Here is a 20,357-nt window from a genome sequence, read left to right as displayed (position 1 = left end):
CGGGGTGCTGCGGCAGGGTTGCAAAAAAATACCTTGGCGGAGGTATTCTTATGGCGGGTCGGTCGGAGTGCGCGCAGGCTCCGAGGCCCCTGACTGAGAGCGCGGGTGTGGCTGAGGAGTGGTCGAACGTGACAGACAGCGAAGCAGAGCTCCAGCAACGGGACGCGCGCGTGCACCCGCCGGAACACGTGGACGTCGAAGCGCGGTACACCGATCCCGACGCCGGTGAGGACGTCGAGTGGATCCCGATCACGGCGCTCGACCTGTCCCACTCGCCGCGCTCCGCGGGGGAGAGCGGCGAGCACGTACGGGTCCTGGCGGAATCACAGGCCGACCTGCCGCCGATCATCGTGCAGCGCGGCACCAACCGGGTGGTCGACGGCCTGCACCGGGTCCGCGCCGCCCGGCTGAGGGGCGAAGCGACCATCCGGGCCCGCTGGTTCGACGGCGACGACGCGAGCGCCTTCGTCCTGGCGGTGCGGCTGAACGTGCGGCACGGACTGCCGTTGTCACTGGCCGACCGCAAGGCGGCCGGCACCCGAATCCTGTACGAGCAGGAGGACTGGTCGAACCGGGCGATAGCGTCGGCCGTCGGACTGTCGCCCAAGACGATCGCCGCCCTGCGCGAGACGGTCGGACGGCCCGGAGGGCAGGCCCGGATCGGCAGGGACGGCCGAGTGCGGCCCGTCAGCACCGCCGCCGGGCGCGAGCGCGCCAAGGAGATGCTCTTACGGGAGCCCTCCTCCTCCCTGCGGGCGGTGAGCGCGGTCGCCGGCGTGTCCACGGGCACCGTCCGCGATGTGCGCGACCAGCTCCACCGGGAGAGCGGGGAAGGGATCCCCAGGCAGCGGCGCACCCCGCCCGCGCGGAACGCGGAGGCGCCGCGCGCGCAGACCATGCCGTCGGAGCAGGTCGCGTTGGACCGGTCGACCGCGCTGCTGCGCTCCCTGCGTACCGACCCCTCACTGCGGTTCAACCAGTCGGGCCGGCTGCTGCTGAGCATCCTCGCGGTGGCCGCCATCGACCCACAGGCGCAGGACGGTCTCGTCCTCGACCTGCCCGACCACTGCCTCGACTTCGTCGCGGAACTCGCGCAGGCGAGCGTGCAGGCGTGGCAGGACCTGGCCGTGCGCCTGTCGCGACGCCGGTCGGCGCCGCCCGAGCAGCGGCAGCCGGCGGTGAACTCCGAAAAGCGGGGAAATCGCGGGGCTTGACGCTCCGGCGAATTCCTTGGTTCTGTCATGGAGCAACATCGGAAACACCGAAAAAGCTTCCAACAGAAAGCGCTTCGAATGCGCACCGGAAAATCAGCTTGGTTATTCGGATTTGGGACGGGGTGTTGAGGAAATGACCGATGCATACGGCTGGACCGGAAAGGACCGTAGGGTTCAGCGAATTGTCCACTCGGCTTCCGGGACGACTTTCCTGGTTCCGCTCGACCACTCCCTGGCCGACGGCCCGGTGGCCTCCGCCGACGGATTCGCCGGGCTCGTCGAGGCGATGGCCGCCAACGAGGTGGACGGGATCATCGTCCACAAGGGACGCGTCCGGTTCCTGCCGACCGAAGCGCTCGGGCGGCTGGCGTTGATCGTCCACCTGAACGGAAGCACACAGCACGCGCCGGACGTGGACGCGAAGATCCTGGTCGGGGCCGTGGAAGAGGCAGTCGCCCTGGGTGCCGACGGCGTCAGCGTCCACATCAACCTGGGATCGAGCACCGAGGCCGCCCAGCTCACCGACCTTGGCGCGGTCGCCGGCCGGTGCGCCCGCTGGGGCCTGCCACTGCTCGCGATGGTCTACCCGCGCGGCCCTCGTATCACCGACCCGGCCGACCCCGTTCTGCTGGCGCACGCGGCGAACGTCGCAGCGGACCTCGGAGCCGACATCGTCAAACTCCCCTACACCGGCTCGCCCCTGACGATGCGCGAGGTCGTCGCGGCCAGCCCGATCCCGGTCGTCACCGCCGGCGGCGGCGTGCTCGAGGACAGCGGGAAGTTCCTCGACCGCATCGACAGCACGATGCAGTCCGGCGTGCTCGGCGTCGCCGTCGGACGCAACATCTTCCAGGCGCCGGACCCGGGCGGCCTGGCCCGCTCGGTGGCCCGCCGGGTCCACGCCGGAGCGCGGTCGCTCGAACCCCTGGCCGCCCTGCGCCAGGAACTGTCCGAGGCGACCGTCTGACGGGCAGCCCCCACCCCAGCAATCCCCTCCCCGCACACCGTGACGTCCGTCGCCGACAGCCACGCGCGACCACGACAGGCAAGCAACCCACAAACAAAGGTGCGAACATGAAATCCGCATGGATCGACCTCCGCGGCACCGCCGCCGAACTCGCCACCGCCATTGTCGAGGAGAGCACCCACGTCGGCGTCGAGACCGTCGTGCTGGACGACCCCGAGCTGGCCGCCAAGGTCCCGCCCAACATGCAGAAGGCCGCCGTCGTCACCGGGGACACGCCCACCACCCTGATCGACCAGCTCGTCGACGTGGTCGACATCCTCATCGCCGACCACAGCATCGCCGAGAAGTTCGAGGGCCTGCGCCCCGACCTGCGCTCCGGTGTCCTGATCAAGGTGCTGGACGAGCAGACCCTCGACCTCGCCTGCCGGATCGCCAACGAGGCTGAACTGACCCTCGTCGAGTTCCGCCAGGACCCCAGCAAGATCCCGCTGGAGATCCTGCTGGCCGCGGCCGACAAGGCCAAGGGCTCCATCGTCACGGTCGTTGAGGACGTCGAGGACGCGGCCACCACCCTCGGTGTGCTGGAGCGCGGCTCGGACGCGGTGCTGCTGGCCCCCAAGCGCGTCGGCGACGCCACCGAGCTGTTGCAGGTCACCCGGGGCGAGGCCGCCTCGCTGGAGATGGAGGAGCTGGAGATAGTCCAGCTCACCCACCTCGGCCTGGGCGACCGGGTCTGCGTCGACACCTGCTCCCACCTGCGGCCCAACGAGGGCATCCTGGTCGGCTCGTACTCCACCGGCCTGGTGCTCGTCAGCAGCGAGACCCATCCGCTGCCGTACATGCCCACCCGCCCGTTCCGGGTGAACGCGGCCGCCCTGTCCTCCTACACCCTGACGCCCGGCAACCGCACCCAGTACCTGTCCGAGCTGCACTGCGGCTCGGAGATCCTCGCCGTCAGCACCGACGGCAGCGTGCGCACCGTCGTCGTCGGCCGGATCAAGATGGAGTCCCGGCCGATGCTGCGGATCGAGGCCCGCACCCGCAGCGGCCAACGCGTGGACATGGTCGGTCAGGACGACTGGCACGTCCGGGCCCTCGGCCCCGGCGGCAGCGTGCACAACTTCACCGAGCTGCGCCCCGGCGACGTCATCCTCGGCCACACCATGACCGACCAGCGCCACGTCGGCTACGCGATCCGGGAGTTCCTCCACGAGCAGTAGAGCCCCCGCCGGTCACCGCGGCGCTGGGGCAACGTCCTCCGCGTCCCACGGATCTGAAGGAAGAGAGTGCGTGAGATGGCGCTCATAGTGCAGAAATACGGCGGAACGTCGGTCGCCACACCTGACAAGGTCATCGAAGCGGCACGGCAGATCCGGGCGGCACACGAGGACGGGAACCAGGTCGTCGTGGTCGTGTCCGCCATGGGCGGGGCCACCGATGAACTCCTCCGGCTGGCATCGGCGGTGACCACCCGCCCCGACGCACGCGAACTCGACGCCCTGCTGTGCACGGGCGAGGCCGCGTCCGCCGGACTGGTTTCCCTGGCGCTCGACCACCAGGGTGTCGCGAGCCGCTCGTTCAGCGGCCCGGAGGCGGGCATCCGCACCGACCACCGCCACGGCCGGGCCACGATCGTGGCGGTGGACCCGCGCAGGCTCCGCGAGGAGCTCGCCAGGGGAGCCGTCCCCGTCGTCGCGGGCTTCCAGGGCGAGTCCATCGCCACCGGGGCCCGCACCACCCTGGGCCGCGGCGGCTCCGACACCACCGGCGTCGCCCTGGCCGCGGCCCTCGGCGCGGACCACTGCGAGATCGTCACCGACGTCGCCGGCGTCTACACGGCCGACCCCCGCACGGTCGCCGGCGCCCGCCGACACAACTCCCTGCTCTACGAGGAGATGGCCGAACTGGCCGTCAGCGGCGCCAAGGTGCTCGCCTCCGACTCGGTCGACTACGCGCGAACCCACGGCGTCGACCTGAAGGTGCGCTCCAACCGTGCCGCCATCGGCCCGCAGACCTGGGTGGGCGACGGCCGGCGCGCCACCGGGGCGGCGTCGGGGGAGTCCTGGACACCCGCGGACCACCTCCGCCCGATCGCCGGGGTCGCGGGGCGCTCCGGCCTGGTCCGCTGCGTACTGCGGCGGATCACCTCGGACCACGTCCTGCGCCTGCTCGGCGAACTCGTCGAGCGCGAGACCGAGGTCGAGCTGCGCCGCTACGGCAATCTCGGCACCGAGGACGCCGGCGACATCGCGCTCACCCTGCCCGAGGACGGCGTGGAGGACATGCGGGAACTGCTGGCCGACACCGACCGCGGCATCCGTCTGGACGAGGCGCACTGGACGTCGAACCTGGCCCGGCTCTCCGTCGTCGGACTGGGCATCGGCCGGCGGCCGTACGCACCGCTGCGGCTGCTGGAAGCCCTTCGCTCGGTCGGCGCCGCGCGCACCGACCTGCACGTCACCTCCAACCGGCTCAGCGTGCTCACCGGCCGCAGCGATCTGGCCGCGGCCACCCAGATCGTCCACGACACCTTCCTGTCCGAGCCGGTGACGTCCCTGGTCCACCCGGCGGATGCGGACCACGCCGGCACCGCCTGGCCGTTGGCCGCCGGGAGTCGGCAGCTCGACGCCGCGATGCCCGCGCTGGCCGCCGCCGAGTGACTCCGGCCCCACACCATGAGGGAGAACACCGATGCCCGTCATCCGACTCCATCCCGGCCGTCCGAGCGGGCCGACCCCACGCGGCCTCGCCGGGATGCCGCAGCCGGAGGGTCCCCGATGACCGTCCCGCCGGCCTTCGACCCCACCTCCGACGACCAACTCGCCGACCCTTACCCCGTCTACGCCCAGATGCGCGCGCAGTGCCCGGCGCTCCACGACCGGGAGCGGGACATCTGGATCCTCACCCGCCACGAGGACGTGCTGCGCGTCGTCCACGACCCCGAGACCTTCTCCTCCGAGAGCGCGGTGCGGATCACCGCGGGACCCGAGTCCGACGAGGTGAAGCAGGTCCTGGCCGAAGGCTGGGCGCTGACACCGAACCTGACCGAGAGCGACGGCGAGGAGCACACCCGGCTGCGCGTGGCGGTCAACCGCGTCTTCACGCCACGGCGCGTGGCGGCCCTTGAGCCCTTCGTCAAGGACACCGCCGACGAGTTGATCGCCCGGTTCGCCGCGGCCGGACGGGCCGACATCATCGAGGGCTACGCCTGGCCCCTGCCCCTGATGGTCATGGCGCGGATCCTGGGGATGCCGCCCCAGGACGTCCCGCTGCTGCGGCAGTGGAGCTCCAACTGGCTGAAGCTGTCCGTGGGCACCGGTGAACCCGCCGAACGCGTCGACTGGGCCCGCGACGTCGTCACCATGCAGCACTACGTGATGGGGCTGCTGGCCGACACCGACCGGGCCGGTGAGGACTCGCTGCTCTCCTCGCTGGCGCGCTACGGCCTCGAGCACGGTCTCGACGACGTGGAACTGATGCGTATCGTGATGAACCTGATCATCGCGGGGCACGTCACCGTCACCCGCGCCATCGGCAACGGCCTGGTCACCCTGCTGGAGAACCCCCGCCAGCTCGCCGCCCTGCGCGCCGGCGAGGCATCCGCCGACGACATGGTCGAGGAGATCCTGCGCATCGAGTCCCCGGTGCAGGGCCTGTTCCGCACCGTGACACGGGAGACGGAGCTCGGCGGGAAGCGTCTCGTGCCCGGCGACCGCGTGATGGTCCACTGGGGCTCCGCCAACCGCGACGACCGCGTGTTCGAGAACCCGGAGGAGTTCGCCCTGAGCGGCAGGCCCCGCCGCCACCAGATGGCCTTCGGCCGGGGCGTCCACGCCTGCCTCGGCGCCTCCCTGGCACGACTGCAGTTGCGCGTCGCCGTCCCGCTGCTCTTCGAGAGGCTCCCCGGCCTGCGTCTGGGCCCCGCCCACTCCCGCACCCGCGAACGGCTGGTCATCGCGCGCGGATTCGAGGAGCTGCACCTCCACTGGAACGTCCCCTCCCAGCCCGAGGCGGAACCGACCGCACCCGCACCCCACCCGCGACCCGTCGCCGGCCGCCCCGGGCCCGAGTAGGCGGCTGCCATGACCTACGACGTGATCGTGATCGGCGGCGGATCCGCCGGCTGTGTCCTCGCCCACCGGCTCAGCGCCGACCCGCGGCGCTCGGTCCTGCTCCTGGAGGCGGGCCCCGACTTCGCCACCACCGACGACACACCGCCGGACATCAAGGACGCGACCTACGCCCCGTACACCTACGACTGGGGCTACCGCTCCGTCCCCGACGCCTTCGGCAACGAGGTCGCTGTTCCGCGGGGCCGCGTCATCGGCGGCTGCTCCGCCGTCAACGTCTGCGTCGCCATGCGGGCCCGGCCCGCGGACCACGACGCGTGGGCCGCCGCGGCCGGTCCCGCCTGGGGCTACGCCGAGATGCTGCCCCTCTACCAGGAGATGGAGCACTACCCGTACGGCGAGGAGAAGTACCACGGACTCGGCGGCCCCTTCCGCATGACGCTGCCGGCTCCGGAGGATCTCGGGCGGCACGCCGTCGCCGCACAGCAGGCCGGCGTGCGCCTCGGGCACGCGGAGGTCGCCGACTTCAACGCGCCCGGCCCGCCGGGTTTCGCCCGCACCCCGCTCAGCGTGGCCGACGGCGTACGGCTGAGCACCGCCATCGGCTACCTCAATCCGGTCCGTGAGCGCGCCAACCTCCAGGTGCGCGGTGAGACGCTGGTCGACCGGGTGCTGTTCAGCGGCACCCGGGCCCGGGGCGTGCGGCTGGCCACCGGCGAGGAGATCCCCGCCCGGCACGTCGTGCTCAGCGCGGGGGCCTACAACTCGCCTTCCATCGCTCTGCGTTCGGGGATCGGCGACCGCGGCGACCTGACGGCGCTCGGCATCGGCGTGGTCGCCCACCTGCCCGGGGTGGGACGCAACCTCACCGAGCATCCCGCCTACTGGAACGTGCACGCGGCCAAGGAGCCCCCGGCCGCGGCCCGGTCGGTGTTCGGCAGCGTCCTCAGCGTCGCCACCGGGCCCGACGAGCCCGACTTCGACGTGCAGATCCTGCCCTCGGCGGCCGTCCCGGCCGGCAGCCTGCCCGAGCAGTTCGTGCCGCGGGCCGAGAACCATCCCACCGGCTGGGACATGGTCTTCTTCGTCTCCTGCGTCCAGCCCCGTTCCCGCGGGAGCGTACGGCTGTCCTCGCGCGAACCCCAGGACGCGCCGACGATCGACCTCGGCCTGTACTCAGCAGCCGAGGATGCCGAGCGGGTCGCCGACGGGGTACGTCTGGCCCGCCGCCTGGCCCGCACCCGCCCGCTGGCCGACCTGCTGGCCGACGAGCGGGTGCCGGGCCCGGACATCAGCGACCGCGAACTGGCCGACGCCGTCCGCCGGGCGCCGGCGCACTACAACCACGGCAGCGCCACGATGCGCATGGGCCGGCCCGACGACCCGATGGCCGTGGTCGACGCCGACGGCGCCGTGCGCGGCGTCGAGGGACTGACCGTCGCGGACGCCTCGGTGTTCCCCGCCATGCCCCGCGTGGCCACGAACGTCCCCGCCGTCGTGGTCGCCGAGCGGATCGCCTCGGTGCTGTGTGAACGACTCGCCCCGCGCGACTGAACCCCACCACCAGCCAAGCCGGGCACGCCCGGCGCACTGTCAGGAGGATCCCGTGTCCACGACCGTCGAAGCCGTACAAGTCCTGCGTACCCGCTGGTCGTCCGAGAACGAGGCCGACCGGTTCACCGTGGACGACCCGGCGACCGGCCGCCCCCTGGCGGTCGTCCAGGGGGCCGACGCCGACCGGGTGGACCAGGCGGTCAGGACCGCCCACGAAGCCCACCACGCGTGGAAGGCCCGCACCCCCCGCGAGCGCGGCAAGTGGCTGTGGAAGGTCGCCCAGGTGATCCGCGAACACGCCGACGAGATCGCGGCGCTGGAGTCCAGCGACAACGGCAAGCCGCTCACCCAGGCGCGCCAGTTCGACCTGGAGGGCGCCGTCACCATCTTCGAGATGTTCGCCGGAATGTGCGAGGCGATGCCCGGCCAGGTCCGCGACGCGGGCAGCATGCTCGACGTCACGGTGCGCGAGCCGTTCGGCGTGGTGGGCGCGATCGTGCCGTTCAACTGGCCCCCGCTGCACACGGCGGGCAAGCTCGCCCCTGCCCTGGCGGCAGGCAACGCCGTGGTCATGAAGCCGCCGGAGCAGGCACCGCTGTCGGTGCTGCGCATCGCCGAGCTGGTCCAGTCGGTGCTGCCGGACGACGTCGTGCACATCGTGCCCGGCGGCGGCGAGGTCGGCGCCCACCTGGCCGGCCACAAGCTGGTCGGCAAGATCTCCTTCACGGGTGCGCCCACCACGGGTCAGGCCGTGATCAGGACGGCCGCCGACAACCTGACGCCGACGCTGCTGGAGCTCGGCGGCAAGAACGCCCTGATGATCTTCGAGGACGCGGACCTGGAGTCGGCCCTGCCCTGGGCGGTGGAGGGCGGCTACTTCAACCAGGGCGAGGCGTGCACCGCCTCCTCACGGGTCCTGGTCCACGCCGACCTGCACGACGAGGTGGCCCGCCGCCTCGCGTCCGCCGTGCGGCGGTTGAAGGTCGGCGCCGGCTCCGACGCGGGCACCCATGTCGGCCCGCTGGTGAGCCCCGGGCAGCGGCAGCGGGTGCTGGACTATCTGGAGATCGGTGTCGGCGAGGGGGCCACCATCGCCGCGCAGGCGCCCCTGCCCACCGACCCGGACCTGGCGGACGGCTACTACGTGCCGCCGACCCTGTTCACCGGCGTCACCCCCGACATGCGGATCGCCCAGGAGGAGATCTTCGGGCCCGTCGTGTGCCTGATCCCCTTCCGTGACGAGGCCGAGGCCGTCCGCATCGCCAACGGCACGGAGTTCGGCCTGGTCGCCGGAGTGTTCACCCGCGACTCCGAGCGCGCCCTGCGGGTCAGCCGGGAACTGCGGGCCGGCATCGTGTTCGTCAACCACTACAACCGAGCCTTCACCGGCACGCCGTTCGGCGGCGTGGGCGCCAGCGGGTACGGTCGCGAGCACGCCCTGGAAACGCTCCAGGAGTACAGCTTCAGCCGCAGCCTGCGCCTGCCCTCCGGCCGGGAGTCGATCCCGCGCTGGGCCCCCTCCCTCGACGTCGTCGACGAAGCCTGACCAGAGTCCGGACATCAGCAAGGTGGTTGCCTGTGAGTACGACAATGCGCGCGGCGGTCTGCGGAGCGGCGGGCGGTCCCGAGGTCCTGGAGATCCGGGACCTGCCCGTCCCCGAGGTCCGCGACGGCTGGAGCCTGGTCCGCGTGCACGGCGCGGGCCTGAACCGCTCCGAGCTGAGGACCCGTCAGGGACACTCCCCGAGCGTCACCTTCCCCCGGGTGCTGGGCATCGAGTGCGTGGGTGTCGTGGCCGACTCCACCGACCCCCTGCTGCCGACCGGGACGACTGTCGCGGCGGTGATGGGGGAGATGGGCCGCCAGTTCGACGGCGGCTACGCGCAGTTCGCGCTGCTGCCGAACGCTCTGCTGATGCCCGTGACCACCACCCTGCCGTGGGAGGTCCTGGCGGCGCTGCCCGAGACCTATCTGACCGCGCACGGCTCCCTGGACGCCCTGGGCGTCACACCCGAGCGCGGCGGACGGCTGCTGATCCGCGGCGGGACCTCGTCGGTGGGGCTGGCGGCGGCGCAGATCGCCGCCGCCTACGGCATCGAGGTCGCCGCGACCACCCGCAACCCGGACAAGGCCGAGGCGCTGAAGGCGTCCGGAGTCGACCACGTCCTGCTGGACGACGCCCGGCCGCTGACGGACACCGTGCACGCGCTGTGGCCCGACGGCCCGGAACATGTCCTGGACCTCGTAGGCACCCACACCGTGGTGGACTCGCTGCGGCTGGCGCGCCGCGGCGGGACGGTGTGCGTGGCGGGCTCGCTCAGCGGCTGGCTGATCCCCGACTTCGAACCGATCGCCATGATCCCCACCGGGACCAGACTCACCGCCTTTCACAGCGACACCCTCAAGGGCCGCGCCGGTCAGGGGCTGTTGCAGCGGATCGTCGACGAGGTCGAGGCGGGCGTCTACCGGCCGAACCTCGACCGCGTCTTCGCCCTGGACGACATCGTGGCCGCCCATCGCCGGATGGAGGCCGACCAGGCCACGGGCAAGGCGGTCGTGCTGCCGTGGGCCGACGCCCCCGGCGCGTGAACGGACCCGATGACGCACCACCGCGTGACGAGAAACCACTTCCTATGCGGACCAGGAGCGCTGCCATGAGGACCGAGTTCGTCGAGACCGCCGTCGTCGGAGGGGGCCAGCAAGGGTGCTCGGTGGCGGGCTCACTGGCCCGGCTCGGCTACCGGGCGGTGGTCTTCGAGCGGGGGGAGATCGGCCAGACCTGGGCCAAGGAGCGCTGGGAGAGCCTGCGCGTCAACACGCCCAACCGGACCGTCACCTTCCCCGGGATGCCCTACGACGGCGACGACCCCGAGGGCTACATGCCGGCCCGCGAAGTCGCCTCGCGGCTGCGGCGCTACGTGAGCGAAGCGGGCATCGAGGTCCGCGAGCACACACCCGTGCGGTCGGTCGAGGCACCCGTCGACGCCCCCGCCCACCCCGACGCACGCTTCCTTCTCCACCTGGAGAACGGCCGGAGCGTCGAGGCCCGCAACGTCGTCGCCGCCCTCGGCGGCTACTCCTCACCACGCCTGCCCGAGCTGACCGCCCGGATCGACCCGTCGATCACCCAACTGCACACCCGCTACTACCGCGACCCCCAGTCCCTGCCACCCGGCGCGGTACTCGTCGTGGGCTCGGGCAACAGCGGCCAGCAGATCGCCGAAGACCTGCGCGACGCCGGCCGGCAGGTGTACCTCGCGGTCGGCCGGCACAAGACCTCGCCGCGCCGCTACCGGGGTGCCCAGGTCCTGGACTGGCTGCAACTGCTGCCGCTGGAGGGCAACTTGGAGTCCGCGTCCGGCGGGCGAGGCGACTCGCCGGTCCTGCCGGGCGTGTCGGTGCTCAGCGGCAAGGCCGGCGGCCGCGACCTCAGTCTCGGTGTGCTGGCCCGCAAGGGCGTCACCCTCGTCGGCACCGTCCGCGGTGTGCAGGGTGGCGTCCTGCTGCTCGAGGACAACGTCCGCGCGATCGCGCGGGACGCGGCCCGCGCCGAGACCGAACTCCTCTGCGCCATCGACACCGCGATAGAGCAGCACGGCCTGGTCGTGCCCGAACGCACGCCCGTACCCCCCTTCGATCCCTCGCAGTTCGCGGACTACGGGGACAAGCTCGACCTGACCGCGCAGAACATCACGACGATCGTCTGGGCCACGGGATTCGTACCCGACTACGGCATCCTGCCCCGTGCCGCCCTTGCCGAGAGCGGCATGCCGGTGCACCACGCGGGGGCCGGCACCCTGCCGGGGCTGTACTACGCGGGCCTGCCCGAGGGCGGCTCGGTGATGCCGCTGCTCATCGCCTCCACCCGGCTCCAGGCCGAGCGGGTCGCCCGCGGCATCCACCTGGACAACACGCTGCGCCACCGCTCGCCGGCGGCGCTCGGCCGGCTCTGGGGCTGACCGCCCGCCGGTTTCGGCAACACCGGTACGACGCAGACAGCGGCGCCCGGCGGGTTCTCCCGCCGGGCGCCGCCGGTGTGTCGTGCTGCCGGCTGAGCCCGCGGCCACAGCGTGGCGGTGACCCGTGCCGGGTGTTCTGGCAGACGGCACAAACGAGCCGGCGTCCGTCCCCGATTCCCTGGGGCGGACGCCGGCGGCGCGGGCACGTCATGCCGGTCGGGGCACGACCTCCAGGCCCAGGGGGCCGTTGATGATGAACGACTCCACGCGCGCGGGCTGTTGACCGGGGTGCGCCAGGGCGAGATCCGGCAGCCGGCGGAACAGCGTGCTCAGGGCGACGTCCGCTTCGAGGCGGGCGAGGTGCGCGCCGAGGCAGAAATGGGGCCCGTGACCGAACGCGAGGTGTTCCTTGCTGGACCGTGTGGGGTCGAAGCGCTCGGGGCAGTGCGGGTGTAGCTCCGGGTCGCGTCCGGCGGCCGCGAAGGCGACGGTGATCGCATCGCCCTTGCGGATGACGACGCCTTCCCCGAGGTCGATGTCCTCCAGGGCGCAGCGCATCGGTATGTGCATGATCGGTCCCTCGAGGCGCAGCGTCTCCTCGATGACGTCCTGCCAGCCGATGGTCCCCTCCTGGATCCGGGTGAGGGTCTCGGGGTGGTCGAGCACGGCCTGGACGGCGCTGGTGATGAGGTTGACGGTGGTCTCGTATCCGGCGCCGATCATGAGGAACAGCGTGCCGAGGAGCACGTCCTGCGACATCGGCTCCTGGCCGGGGTCGGAGGGCAGCAGCAGGTCGCTGGTCAGGTCGGCGGCCGGGTGCTCCTGCTTGTACCGCAGTAGTTCGTCGAGGCGGCTGTAGAGGTTGTCGCTGGCGGCCAGCGCCTCCTTCGGCCCGAGCGAGGAGTTGAGCACCGCGTCGATCCCGGTGCCGATCGCGGTGCGCAGGTGGTCGGGGACGCCGAACAGATCGCAGATGACCGTGATGGTCAGCGGCAGGGACAGGGTCTGGCGGATGTCGGCGACGGCCCCCGGAGGCAACGCGGCCAGCGCGTCGATCAGGCGGTCGGCGGTCGTCTGGACCTGCGGGCGCATGCGCTCGACCTGCCGCGGTGAGAACGTGGGGGCGACACGGCGCCGGGACCTGCGGTGCTCGTCGCCGTAGAAGTTGAAGAAGCTCTGCTGCAGGGCGAGGGCGGCGAGCGGCCAGCCGTCGGGCATGTGGTCCAGGTCGGGCCAGTGCTGCCGTATGTCGCGTGAGACGCGCGGGTCGTTGGTGAGCGTCTGGATGACGCTGTGCCGGGTGACCGCCCAGGCGCGGACGGGTCCGGGAAGTTCCACGAGCACGGCCGGTGCGTCGCGCAGCGCGGTGGCCTCGGCGTGCATCGCCCGGCCGGTGGGATCGAGAACGGGGCAACTGGTCATGGACAGGGACGACATGAGGCACTTCCTCACGGGAGATCGAACGGGCAGTGGCGCCGGTGCCTCTCAGCTCCTGGCGGTGGCGACGCCGGCGGGTGCGGCCACCGCCGGTACGGCGGCGGGGTGTTGCACGGGCGGGCCGGCGGGGTGTTCCCGCAGGAACAGCGATGCGACCAGGCCGATCACGCCGATGGCCGCCATGTACAGGGCGATGGGCGTCCAGCTGTGGTACTTGCCGAGCAGTGAGGTGGCGATGAGGGGGCTGACGGCGCCGCCGAGCAGACCGCCCACGTTGTAGCTGATGGACATTCCGGAATACCGCAGGACCGTGGGGAAAAGCAGCGGAAAGAGCGCCCCTTGGACGCCGTAGTTCGCGGCGAACCCGGCGAAGAGCAGCAGGAAGCCGAGTGCCATCAGCGGGAAGGACTCGCTGTCGAGCAGCGGGAACCAGGCGAACGGGGCCGCCGTCATGGCGACGATGCCGCCGATGAATACCGACTTGCGGTTGAACCGGTCGCCCAGCCAGCCGAAGAACGGCATGGCGAGGATCAGGAAGACGCAGGATCCGACGAGCAGCATCAGCATGGCGGACTGGCTCACGCCGATGCCGGCACCGTATTTGAGCGAGAAGACCGACCCGAGATAGAACACCAGGAACAGGGGAAGCGCCGACAGCGACGCGCACAGGGTGACCAGGCCGTACCGCGACAGGACGTCGAACGCCGGGATGGCCCTGACCGCGCCCTCGTCCTTCGACCGCTGGAACTCGGGGGTCTCCGCGAGCCGCAGCCGGACGTGGAGCGCGATGCCCACGAGTACGGCGCTGAAGAGGAACGGCAGTCGCCAACCCCAGGACAGCACCTGACGTTCCGGAAGCAGGGTGGTGAGGAGGAGGACTCCGTTGGCCAGCAGCAGTCCCCAGGCGTTGCCGGTGCCGACGATGGCGGTGAGCAGGCCACGCCTGTTCGGCTGGGCGCTCTCCAGCGCCATCAGGAAGCCGCCGCTGGACTCCCCGCCGACCGAGCACCCCTGGATGAAGCGGAGGATCGTCAGCAGTATCGGGGCGGCGATGCCGATCGTCCTGTAGGTGGGCAGCAGGCCTATCAGGACCGTCGCGCCACCCATCACGACGAGCGTGGTGACCAGTGTCGCCTTGCGGCCGATCCGATCGCCGCAGTGCCCGAAGACGAAGGCGCCGAGCGGTCTGCCCACAAAGGCGACCGCGAACGTTGTCAGAGACAGCAGGGTGCCGGTGGTGGGGTCGAACGAGGGGAAGAACAGCTTGTTGAAGTAGAGGGACGAGAACGAACCGTAGATGAGGAATTCGTAGAACTCGATGCTGTTCCCGATGAGGCTGCTCAGCACGGCTCTTCTGCGCTGGCCCCTGCTGATGATGACGGAATTCACTTCGGCTCCGAGGATGGTTTGCCGGTGGACGGGACAGCCCTTCAGTTCTGGAAGTCCTCCTCCCACCATTCCTGCGCCGAGCGCGATGTCCGCTGCGCCTCACGCCTGCGCAGTTCGGCGCGCTGGGTCTTGCCGGAGACGGTTGTCTTGGGCAGATCGGCGAACTCGATGCGGCGGATGCGCTTGTAGGGCGCGAGGTGTTCGCGGGCGTGCGCGAGGATGTGCTGTGCGATCCGGGCTTCCGGCACGTAGCCGGCGGCGAGCGTCACGTACGCCTTGGGCACGGCCAGGCGCAGTGGTTCGGGGGAGGGCACCACGGCCGCGTCCTGGACGGCCGGGTGCTGCAACAGCACGCTCTCCAGCTCGAAGGGGGATATCCGGTAGTCGGATGCCTTGAAGACGTCGTCGCCGCGTCCCAGGAAGGTGAAGCGGCCGTCGGTGTCACGGGTGGCGAAGTCGCCGGTGTGGTAGTAGCCGTCGCGCATGCTGCGTGCGGTCGCCTCGGCGTCGCCCAGGTACCCGACCATCAGGCCGAGCGGACCGGCGGCCAGCGGCAGGCAGATCTCGCCCTCCCCGGCGTCGCCCTGGACGGGGGCGCCGGTGCGCGGGTCCAGCAGCGTCACCTCGTAGCCCGGCATCGCCCAGCCCAGTGTCCCGTCGCCGTCCGGCATCCCCGGCGGATTCCCGATCGAGGCGGTGGTCTCGGTCTGTCCGTAGCCGTCCCGTACGGTGATGCCCCATGCCTCGCGGACTCGGCGTACCACCTCCCAGTCCAACGGCTCCCCGGCGGCCACCGCCTCGCGCAGCGACATCGGCAACCGCGTGAGGTCCTCCCTCAGCAGGCTCCGCCAGACGGTGGCCGGCGCGCAGAAGGAGGTCACCGCGCGGCTCGACATCATCTCCAGCAGGGGGCGGGCGGCGAACCGCGGCTGGTTGACGACCATGACCGTCGCCTCTGCGTTCCACGGGGAGAACAGGTTGCTCCAGGCCCATTTGCCCCAGCCGGGCGAGGAGATGTTGAGGTGCACATCGCCGGGGCGCAGGCCGAGCCAGTACATGGTGGACAGGTGGCCGACCGGGTAGCTCACGCTCGTGTGCCCGACCATCTTGGGCAGGGACGTCGTGCCCGAGGTGAAGTAGATGAGTGACACGTCCTCGGGCCCGGTCCGTACGGCCTCGCGGAGCGGGTCGGCGGCATAGGCCTGCTGGTAGTCACGCCAGCCGGGCACCGGGGGTCCGACGGCGATGCGTGTCCATCCGCCGTTCAGCTCCTCCAGCTTGGGGGTGAGGTCGGTCTCGGCGATGACATGTGCCACTCCACCGCGTTCCAGCCGGTCGGTCAGGTCGGCGGGCGTGAGCTGGACGGCCGTGGGGATGACCGTGCAGCCCAGCCGGAACGCGGCGAGCACGGACTCCCACAGTTCCACCCGGTTGCCGAGCATCAGCAAGATGCGGTCCCCGCGTCGTACGCCGGCCGACCGCAGCCATTGGGCGACCCGCTGGGAGCGCTCGGCCAGTTCGGCGAAGCTCAGTGCGGTGTCGGCGACGAGCGCACCCTGCTTGTCCAGGTCGACCACGCGCAACGCGGTGGCGTGGTTCCCTTCGGCGATGGCGTCGAACCAGTCCTCTACCCAGTTGAAGGTCTCCCCGATCACGGGCCTGGGAAAGGCCCGGGCGCGCGGGAGGTCCCCGTAGGAGGACAGCAGGTGGTCGCGGGCGCGTCGAAACTCCTCGGTCGCTGTACGCATGGTGGCTACCTCCCGGTGAACTCTGCGTGGCCCGGGCCGTCAGCGATGAACCGCTGCATGCCGGTCGTTCGATCCGCGGTGGCGAACAGCCCGGCGAACGCCGTCTGTTCGATCGCCAGTCCGGTGGCCAGGTCGGTGCCCAGGCCACGGTCGATGGCGGTCTTCGCGGCGTGCAGAGCCAGTGCCGGGCCTGTCTCGAAACGCCGCGCCCATTGCAGTGCGCTGTCCAGTACCTGGTCGGTGGGCTTGACGAGGTCCACCAGGCCGAGTTCCAGTGCCTCGGCCGCGCCGACCTGGCGCCCGGTGAAGATCAGCTCCTTGGCCCTGGCCGGGCCGATGAGCCTGGGCAGCCGTTGGGTGCCGCCGGCCCCGGGGATGACGCCCAGCAGGATCTCGGGGAGTCCGAGCCGTGCCTCGCTGCCGCAGATGCGTACGTCGGCGCAGAGGGCCAACTCGCAGCCGCCGCCGAGAGCGGGCCCGTTGATCGCGGCCACGACCGGCTTGGGGATGGCGGCGACCGCGTCGAAGGCGGCCTGGAGCACGGCCGCGTGCCGGACCATCTCGGCATGCGTCATCGTGGCCATTTCCTTGATGTCGGCCCCCGCCGAGAAGGCCCTGGGCCCGCCGTGCAGGACGACCGAGCGGACCCGGTCGTCGGCTGCGGCCTGCTCGGCGGCGCGGTGCAGTGCGACCTGCGCGGCACGGTCGAGCACGTTGAGCGGCGGTCCGCTGAGACGGATGACGCCCACCGCTCCGTCGACGTCCAGCCGGACGACGGGGCGTTCCACCTCGGGAAGAGTCCTCATGCCCACAACAGGCCTCCGTTCACTTCCAGGACGTGGCCGTTGACGTAGCTGGACTCGGCGCCGGCCAGGAAGACCGCCGCGTCGGCGGCCTCGTCGGCCTGGCCCGGCCGGCCGAGCGCCAGCCTGGTCTTGTAGCGCGCCCAGACCCGGTCGTTGGCGGTGAGGTGCTGACCCATCCCCTCGTCGAGGATCCCCGGGGCCAGGGAGTTGACGAGGATGCCGCGTGGGGCGAGCTCGATCGCGCTGACCCGGGTGAACATCTCCACCGCGGCCTTGGTGGCGCAGTAACCGGAGGCTCCGATGGCGACCCGGGTCGCCATGCTGGAGGAGACGTTGACGATCCGGCCGGCCGGGCTGCGCTCCAGGTAGGGGACGGCGGCCCGGGTGCAGAGGAAGACCCCGGTCAGATTGGTGGCCACCATGTCCTGCCAGTCGTCGACCGCCAGCCGCTCCACCCGCCCGTCCCGGCTCACGCCGGCGTTGGCGACCAGGATGTCGAGACCGCCGAAGAGTTCGGTGGTCCGGGCCATCAGCGCCTCGACCGAGCTGTCGCTGGTGACGTCGACCGGGATGTAGGCACTGCGGTCGGGCGCGAGGTCGAGGACCTCCTTGATGTCGTAGGGGTTGCGGGCGGCGCAGACCACCCGCGCTCCCTCCTGCAGGTAGCGTTCCGCGATCGCCCGGCCAAGGCCACGAGAGCCCCCGGTGATCACGGCGGTCTTCCCTTTGAGCCTCATCGTGGTCCTCCTTGGTCGGAGTCGGCGAAGGGGAGCCCGGCGGAGCAGCCGGCCGTGCCGATCACATCGAAGAGCGAGCCGCAGCCACGGCAGTCGTAAGGCACCTTGCACACCGCCCCGCCGAAGCGGCCGGCCCGCGCGACGTTCTCCCCGCCGCAGTACGGGCAGCGGGGGGCGGCGCCCGCCACCTGGTATCCGGCCATGCGCAGGGCGTCCCGGCCGGCCGGGGTCACCGCGGTCGGCTGCCACGCGCCGCGCTCCCACACGATCTCGCTCTCGTGTCCCGGGGCCGCGTCGGCGAGTGCCGACCGCACCCGCCGGGCGATCTCGCCGAGGGCGGGGCAGCCGAGCCGGGTGGGGGTCAGACGGACCTGGATCCGGCCGTCGGCCAGCGACACCGAGCGCAGCACCCCCAGGTCGCGCAAGGTGATGTCGATCTCTGGATCGGAGATGCCGGCGACCACGTCGGCGAGCTGATCGGCGTTCAACTGAACACCCCCGGGGTGTACTCGCCGCGGACCGCGCGGCCGCGTGCGAGGGAGTTGGCCAGTGCGTTCCCGCCCAGCCCGGCGGTCCGCGCCAGCGGGCGGTCCGGCAGCCGCGACCCGGGTCCGCCGCTGTCGCCGACCAGCGCCGCGAGCCGCTCGTGCAGCGTGACGGCCAGAGCCGAATCGCCAGGCAGTGTGCCTGTCCCGACCTCCTGCAACCGGGCACCGAACATGTCGGCGGCGCACTCGGTCACTTCGGCGTAGGCACGTGTGAACTCCGCCCGGGTCTCGGGCCAGGCGGTCAGCGCCCGCGCCCACCGCCGCCAGTGGTCCAGATGGACCAGCTGCTCACTGCGGATGGCGGTGATCGCGGGCAGTTGCGTCGCGCCGGGCTCGGCTTTCGCGGTCTGCTCGGCGAGTACGGTGACGGCCGCGGCGACGACGAGACCGCATGCCACGGTGGACGGCCAGTCGGTGAGCCGGTCGATGGCGCGCGAGACCTGCCACTGCGCCTGCTCCCGATCGAAGAACCGGGCGTCGACAGCGGCCTCGTCGAAGCCGTAACGCATCAGGATCGTTCCTGCATGCGCCAGCGCTTCCTGGCCGATCGAGCCGACCGCCAGCGCCTCTTCGAGGTCGATGTAGTCGCAGATACGGTCGCCCAACCGGTTGCCCAGGACGAACAGGTCGTCGGCAAGCGCCAGCCACAGGTCCCGGAGCCCGGGCTCGCCGGCCTCGTGCGTATCGTCGCGGCGCTCGGACAGGCCGATGTCGCGTTCCTCCGGTGCGGGGGCGACGGCGGGCAGGGCGGAGCGGTCGCGGCGGCGTGTGGTGGGGAAGCCGGGTTGGCGGTGCGGCATCCGGGTCTTGGCGGCGAGGAGGTCGCGATCCCCCGGGCTGGAGACGATCATGTCGGTGCGTCGGACCACCCAGAGCTTGGCGAGGTCGTCGCGGCGCCCGAAGGTCTCCTTGGCCAGGTGCCAGGCGGCGTCCCGGCACGGTGAGACGAGGGAGCCGACATGGTTGAGCGGCGTGCTGGAGCCACTCTGTGCGAACACCTCGTAGACGTCGGTGTCGTTCGGGACATGCGGCATCTACGCCACCCCCTTCAGCGCGCGCCGGTACCGGGCGTTGCGGTCCAGGGAGTCGCGCACCCAGTCCAGCCGCCGCTGCGATGACGGTCCGCCGTTGGCGATCAACTTCTTCACCTCGGCCCAGTCGGGCATCGCGAACTCCCACTCGCCCGAGGGCGCCTGACGCACCAGGGCGGGGTCCACCTGTACGCCCAGCTTCCGGAAGACTGGAATGATCTTGTTCAGCCAGGTCTGGCGCACCGCGTCGTTGCTGTCCGGCTTCAGGCCGACCTGCCACATGCGGTTGGCATGCAGGGTGTCGGTGTCGGGCGGCCCGAGGTAGACCAGGATGCGAGGCAGCCACAGCTCGAACGCCTCCTGCACCCGTCGGCGCTGCTCGGCGTCACCATGCGTCATGATCTCGTGGGTCAGATCCAGGGCGTGCTGGTAGTGGAAGGACTCCTCGCGCTCGACCTTGCGCAGCGCCCGGGCGTACGGCAGGTACACGCCCTTCGCCAGGGACTGGAACTGGCAGATCGCGGCCGAGTTCGTCAGGAGCAGCCCGGTGCCGAGCTCCTCCCAGGTCGCGAAGGAGAAGTGGAAGATGTTGTGCAGCTTGGTACGGCCCTCGAGGTAGTCGAGGAAGATCTGTTCGCGCGGCATGCCCAGGTCTTCGGCGACGCGTGCGACGGCATGTCCGTGGCCGACCTCGTCCTGGATCTTGGCCATGAGCATCTGCCGCCTGGTGTGGCTGGGTGCGCGGTCCAGCCACTCGACGTACTGCAGCACGCCCACCAGCTCGTTGAGCGCCTGTACGCCGGCGAACCGCCTGGCGCCCTCCCGTACGTCGTCGGGCATCGGATCCCACAGCTCGTAGGTGCGGTGTCCCGCCACGGTTGCCGTCGGCATGGCGGT

At 71.4% G+C, this 20,357-nt stretch carries 17 protein-coding genes; 9 read left to right on the top strand and 8 right to left on the bottom strand.

From position 1 onward, the window contains the following. Positions 1-128: 128 nt before the first annotated feature. The 9 genes from ABKA17_RS46060 (at position 129) to ABKA17_RS46020 (ending at position 11,764) form a co-directional block, all read left to right on the top strand. Positions 129-1,214, top strand: coding sequence for a ParB/RepB/Spo0J family partition protein (locus tag ABKA17_RS46060; protein ID WP_353698441.1), 1,086 nt, complete (start codon positions 129-131; stop codon positions 1,212-1,214). A gap of 133 nt (positions 1,215-1,347) precedes the next feature. Then, positions 1,348-2,181 (top strand): 2-amino-3,7-dideoxy-D-threo-hept-6-ulosonate synthase, encoded by an 834-nt coding sequence (locus ABKA17_RS46055; protein WP_353698440.1) that lies wholly within the window; start codon positions 1,348-1,350, stop codon positions 2,179-2,181. 107 nt (positions 2,182-2,288) lie between these two features. Beyond that, the gene (locus ABKA17_RS46050) at positions 2,289-3,401 is read left to right on the top strand and encodes a 3-dehydroquinate synthase II family protein (protein WP_353698439.1); all 1,113 of its coding nucleotides are present in this window, start codon (positions 2,289-2,291) and stop codon (positions 3,399-3,401) included. Between the two features lie 75 nt (positions 3,402-3,476). Beyond that, a complete protein-coding gene (locus ABKA17_RS46045) occupies positions 3,477-4,841 on the top strand; it encodes an aspartate kinase (RefSeq protein ID WP_353698438.1) in 1,365 nt (454 codons plus the stop codon). Positions 4,842-4,958: 117 nt separating this feature from the next. After that, positions 4,959-6,254: a cytochrome P450 gene (locus ABKA17_RS46040; protein WP_353698437.1), complete on the top strand. Its 1,296-nt coding sequence runs from the start codon at positions 4,959-4,961 to the stop codon at positions 6,252-6,254. Between the two features lie 9 nt (positions 6,255-6,263). Continuing rightward, positions 6,264-7,805 (top strand): GMC family oxidoreductase, encoded by a 1,542-nt coding sequence (locus tag ABKA17_RS46035; protein WP_353698436.1) that lies wholly within the window; start codon positions 6,264-6,266, stop codon positions 7,803-7,805. A gap of 52 nt (positions 7,806-7,857) precedes the next feature. Then, positions 7,858-9,351 carry an aldehyde dehydrogenase family protein gene (locus ABKA17_RS46030; protein WP_353698435.1) on the top strand — a complete coding sequence of 498 codons (1,494 nt, stop codon included), beginning with the start codon at positions 7,858-7,860 and terminating at the stop codon, positions 9,349-9,351. Positions 9,352-9,383: 32 nt separating this feature from the next. Further along, the gene (locus ABKA17_RS46025; protein WP_353698434.1) at positions 9,384-10,394 is read left to right on the top strand and encodes a zinc-binding dehydrogenase; all 1,011 of its coding nucleotides are present in this window, start codon (positions 9,384-9,386) and stop codon (positions 10,392-10,394) included. Positions 10,395-10,459: 65 nt separating this feature from the next. Then, positions 10,460-11,764: a flavin-containing monooxygenase gene (locus ABKA17_RS46020; protein ID WP_353698433.1), complete on the top strand. Its 1,305-nt coding sequence runs from the start codon at positions 10,460-10,462 to the stop codon at positions 11,762-11,764. 207 nt (positions 11,765-11,971) lie between these two features. On the opposite strand, the gene ABKA17_RS46015 is transcribed toward ABKA17_RS46020, so the two are convergent. Genes ABKA17_RS46015 through ABKA17_RS45980 form a run of 8 tightly spaced genes read right to left on the bottom strand, consistent with a single transcriptional unit; the run spans position 11,972 to position 20,351 of the window. Further along, positions 11,972-13,201: a cytochrome P450 family protein gene (locus ABKA17_RS46015; RefSeq protein ID WP_353698432.1), complete on the bottom strand. Its 1,230-nt coding sequence runs from the start codon at positions 13,199-13,201 to the stop codon at positions 11,972-11,974. Positions 13,202-13,249: 48 nt separating this feature from the next. Continuing rightward, positions 13,250-14,590, bottom strand: a complete 1,341-nt coding sequence (locus ABKA17_RS46010; RefSeq protein ID WP_353698431.1) for an MFS transporter — start codon at positions 14,588-14,590, stop codon at positions 13,250-13,252. Between the two features lie 41 nt (positions 14,591-14,631). Next, positions 14,632-16,338 (bottom strand): AMP-binding protein, encoded by a 1,707-nt coding sequence (locus ABKA17_RS46005; RefSeq protein WP_353698430.1) that lies wholly within the window; start codon positions 16,336-16,338, stop codon positions 14,632-14,634. A gap of 5 nt (positions 16,339-16,343) precedes the next feature. Further along, complete coding sequence (locus tag ABKA17_RS46000) at positions 16,344-17,144, bottom strand: enoyl-CoA hydratase/isomerase family protein (protein WP_353698429.1); 801 nt, start codon at positions 17,142-17,144, stop codon at positions 16,344-16,346. Continuing rightward, on the bottom strand, positions 17,141-17,881 hold the full coding sequence (locus ABKA17_RS45995) for an SDR family NAD(P)-dependent oxidoreductase (protein WP_353698428.1): 741 nt from the start codon (positions 17,879-17,881) through the stop codon (positions 17,141-17,143). The genes ABKA17_RS46000 and ABKA17_RS45995 overlap by 4 nt, the downstream gene beginning before the upstream one ends. Continuing rightward, positions 17,878-18,369 carry an iron-sulfur cluster assembly protein gene (locus ABKA17_RS45990; protein ID WP_353698427.1) on the bottom strand — a complete coding sequence of 164 codons (492 nt, stop codon included), beginning with the start codon at positions 18,367-18,369 and terminating at the stop codon, positions 17,878-17,880. The genes ABKA17_RS45995 and ABKA17_RS45990 overlap by 4 nt, the downstream gene beginning before the upstream one ends. Then, complete coding sequence (locus tag ABKA17_RS45985) at positions 18,366-19,463, bottom strand: Phenylacetic acid catabolic protein (protein WP_353698426.1); 1,098 nt, start codon at positions 19,461-19,463, stop codon at positions 18,366-18,368. The genes ABKA17_RS45990 and ABKA17_RS45985 overlap by 4 nt, the downstream gene beginning before the upstream one ends. After that, positions 19,464-20,351: a Phenylacetic acid catabolic protein gene (locus ABKA17_RS45980; RefSeq protein ID WP_353698425.1), complete on the bottom strand. Its 888-nt coding sequence runs from the start codon at positions 20,349-20,351 to the stop codon at positions 19,464-19,466. Between the last annotated feature and the right edge of the window lie 6 nt (positions 20,352-20,357).

This window comes from Streptomyces sp. RG80, from assembly GCF_040446465.1.
Lineage (GTDB): Bacteria > Actinomycetota > Actinomycetes > Streptomycetales > Streptomycetaceae > Streptomyces.
The sequence above is the reverse complement of the archived record's forward strand: the minus strand, read 5'-3'. Positions and strand labels throughout refer to the sequence as shown.

Coding starts and splice junctions, on each gene's coding strand:
- ABKA17_RS46055 (WP_353698440.1), top strand. CDS start 1,348: ATGACCGATGCATACGGCTGGACCGGAAAGGACCGTAGGGTTCAGCGA.
- ABKA17_RS45985 (WP_353698426.1), bottom strand. CDS start 19,463: ATGCCGCATGTCCCGAACGACACCGACGTCTACGAGGTGTTCGCACAG.
- ABKA17_RS46000 (WP_353698429.1), bottom strand. CDS start 17,144: ATGAGGACTCTTCCCGAGGTGGAACGCCCCGTCGTCCGGCTGGACGTC.
- ABKA17_RS46015 (WP_353698432.1), bottom strand. CDS start 13,201: ATGTCGTCCCTGTCCATGACCAGTTGCCCCGTTCTCGATCCCACCGGC.
- ABKA17_RS46035 (WP_353698436.1), top strand. CDS start 6,264: ATGACCTACGACGTGATCGTGATCGGCGGCGGATCCGCCGGCTGTGTC.
- ABKA17_RS45980 (WP_353698425.1), bottom strand. CDS start 20,351: ATGCCGACGGCAACCGTGGCGGGACACCGCACCTACGAGCTGTGGGAT.
- ABKA17_RS45995 (WP_353698428.1), bottom strand. CDS start 17,881: ATGAGGCTCAAAGGGAAGACCGCCGTGATCACCGGGGGCTCTCGTGGC.
- ABKA17_RS46045 (WP_353698438.1), top strand. CDS start 3,477: ATGGCGCTCATAGTGCAGAAATACGGCGGAACGTCGGTCGCCACACCT.
- ABKA17_RS46050 (WP_353698439.1), top strand. CDS start 2,289: ATGAAATCCGCATGGATCGACCTCCGCGGCACCGCCGCCGAACTCGCC.
- ABKA17_RS46040 (WP_353698437.1), top strand. CDS start 4,959: ATGACCGTCCCGCCGGCCTTCGACCCCACCTCCGACGACCAACTCGCC.
- ABKA17_RS46020 (WP_353698433.1), top strand. CDS start 10,460: ATGAGGACCGAGTTCGTCGAGACCGCCGTCGTCGGAGGGGGCCAGCAA.
- ABKA17_RS46005 (WP_353698430.1), bottom strand. CDS start 16,338: ATGCGTACAGCGACCGAGGAGTTTCGACGCGCCCGCGACCACCTGCTG.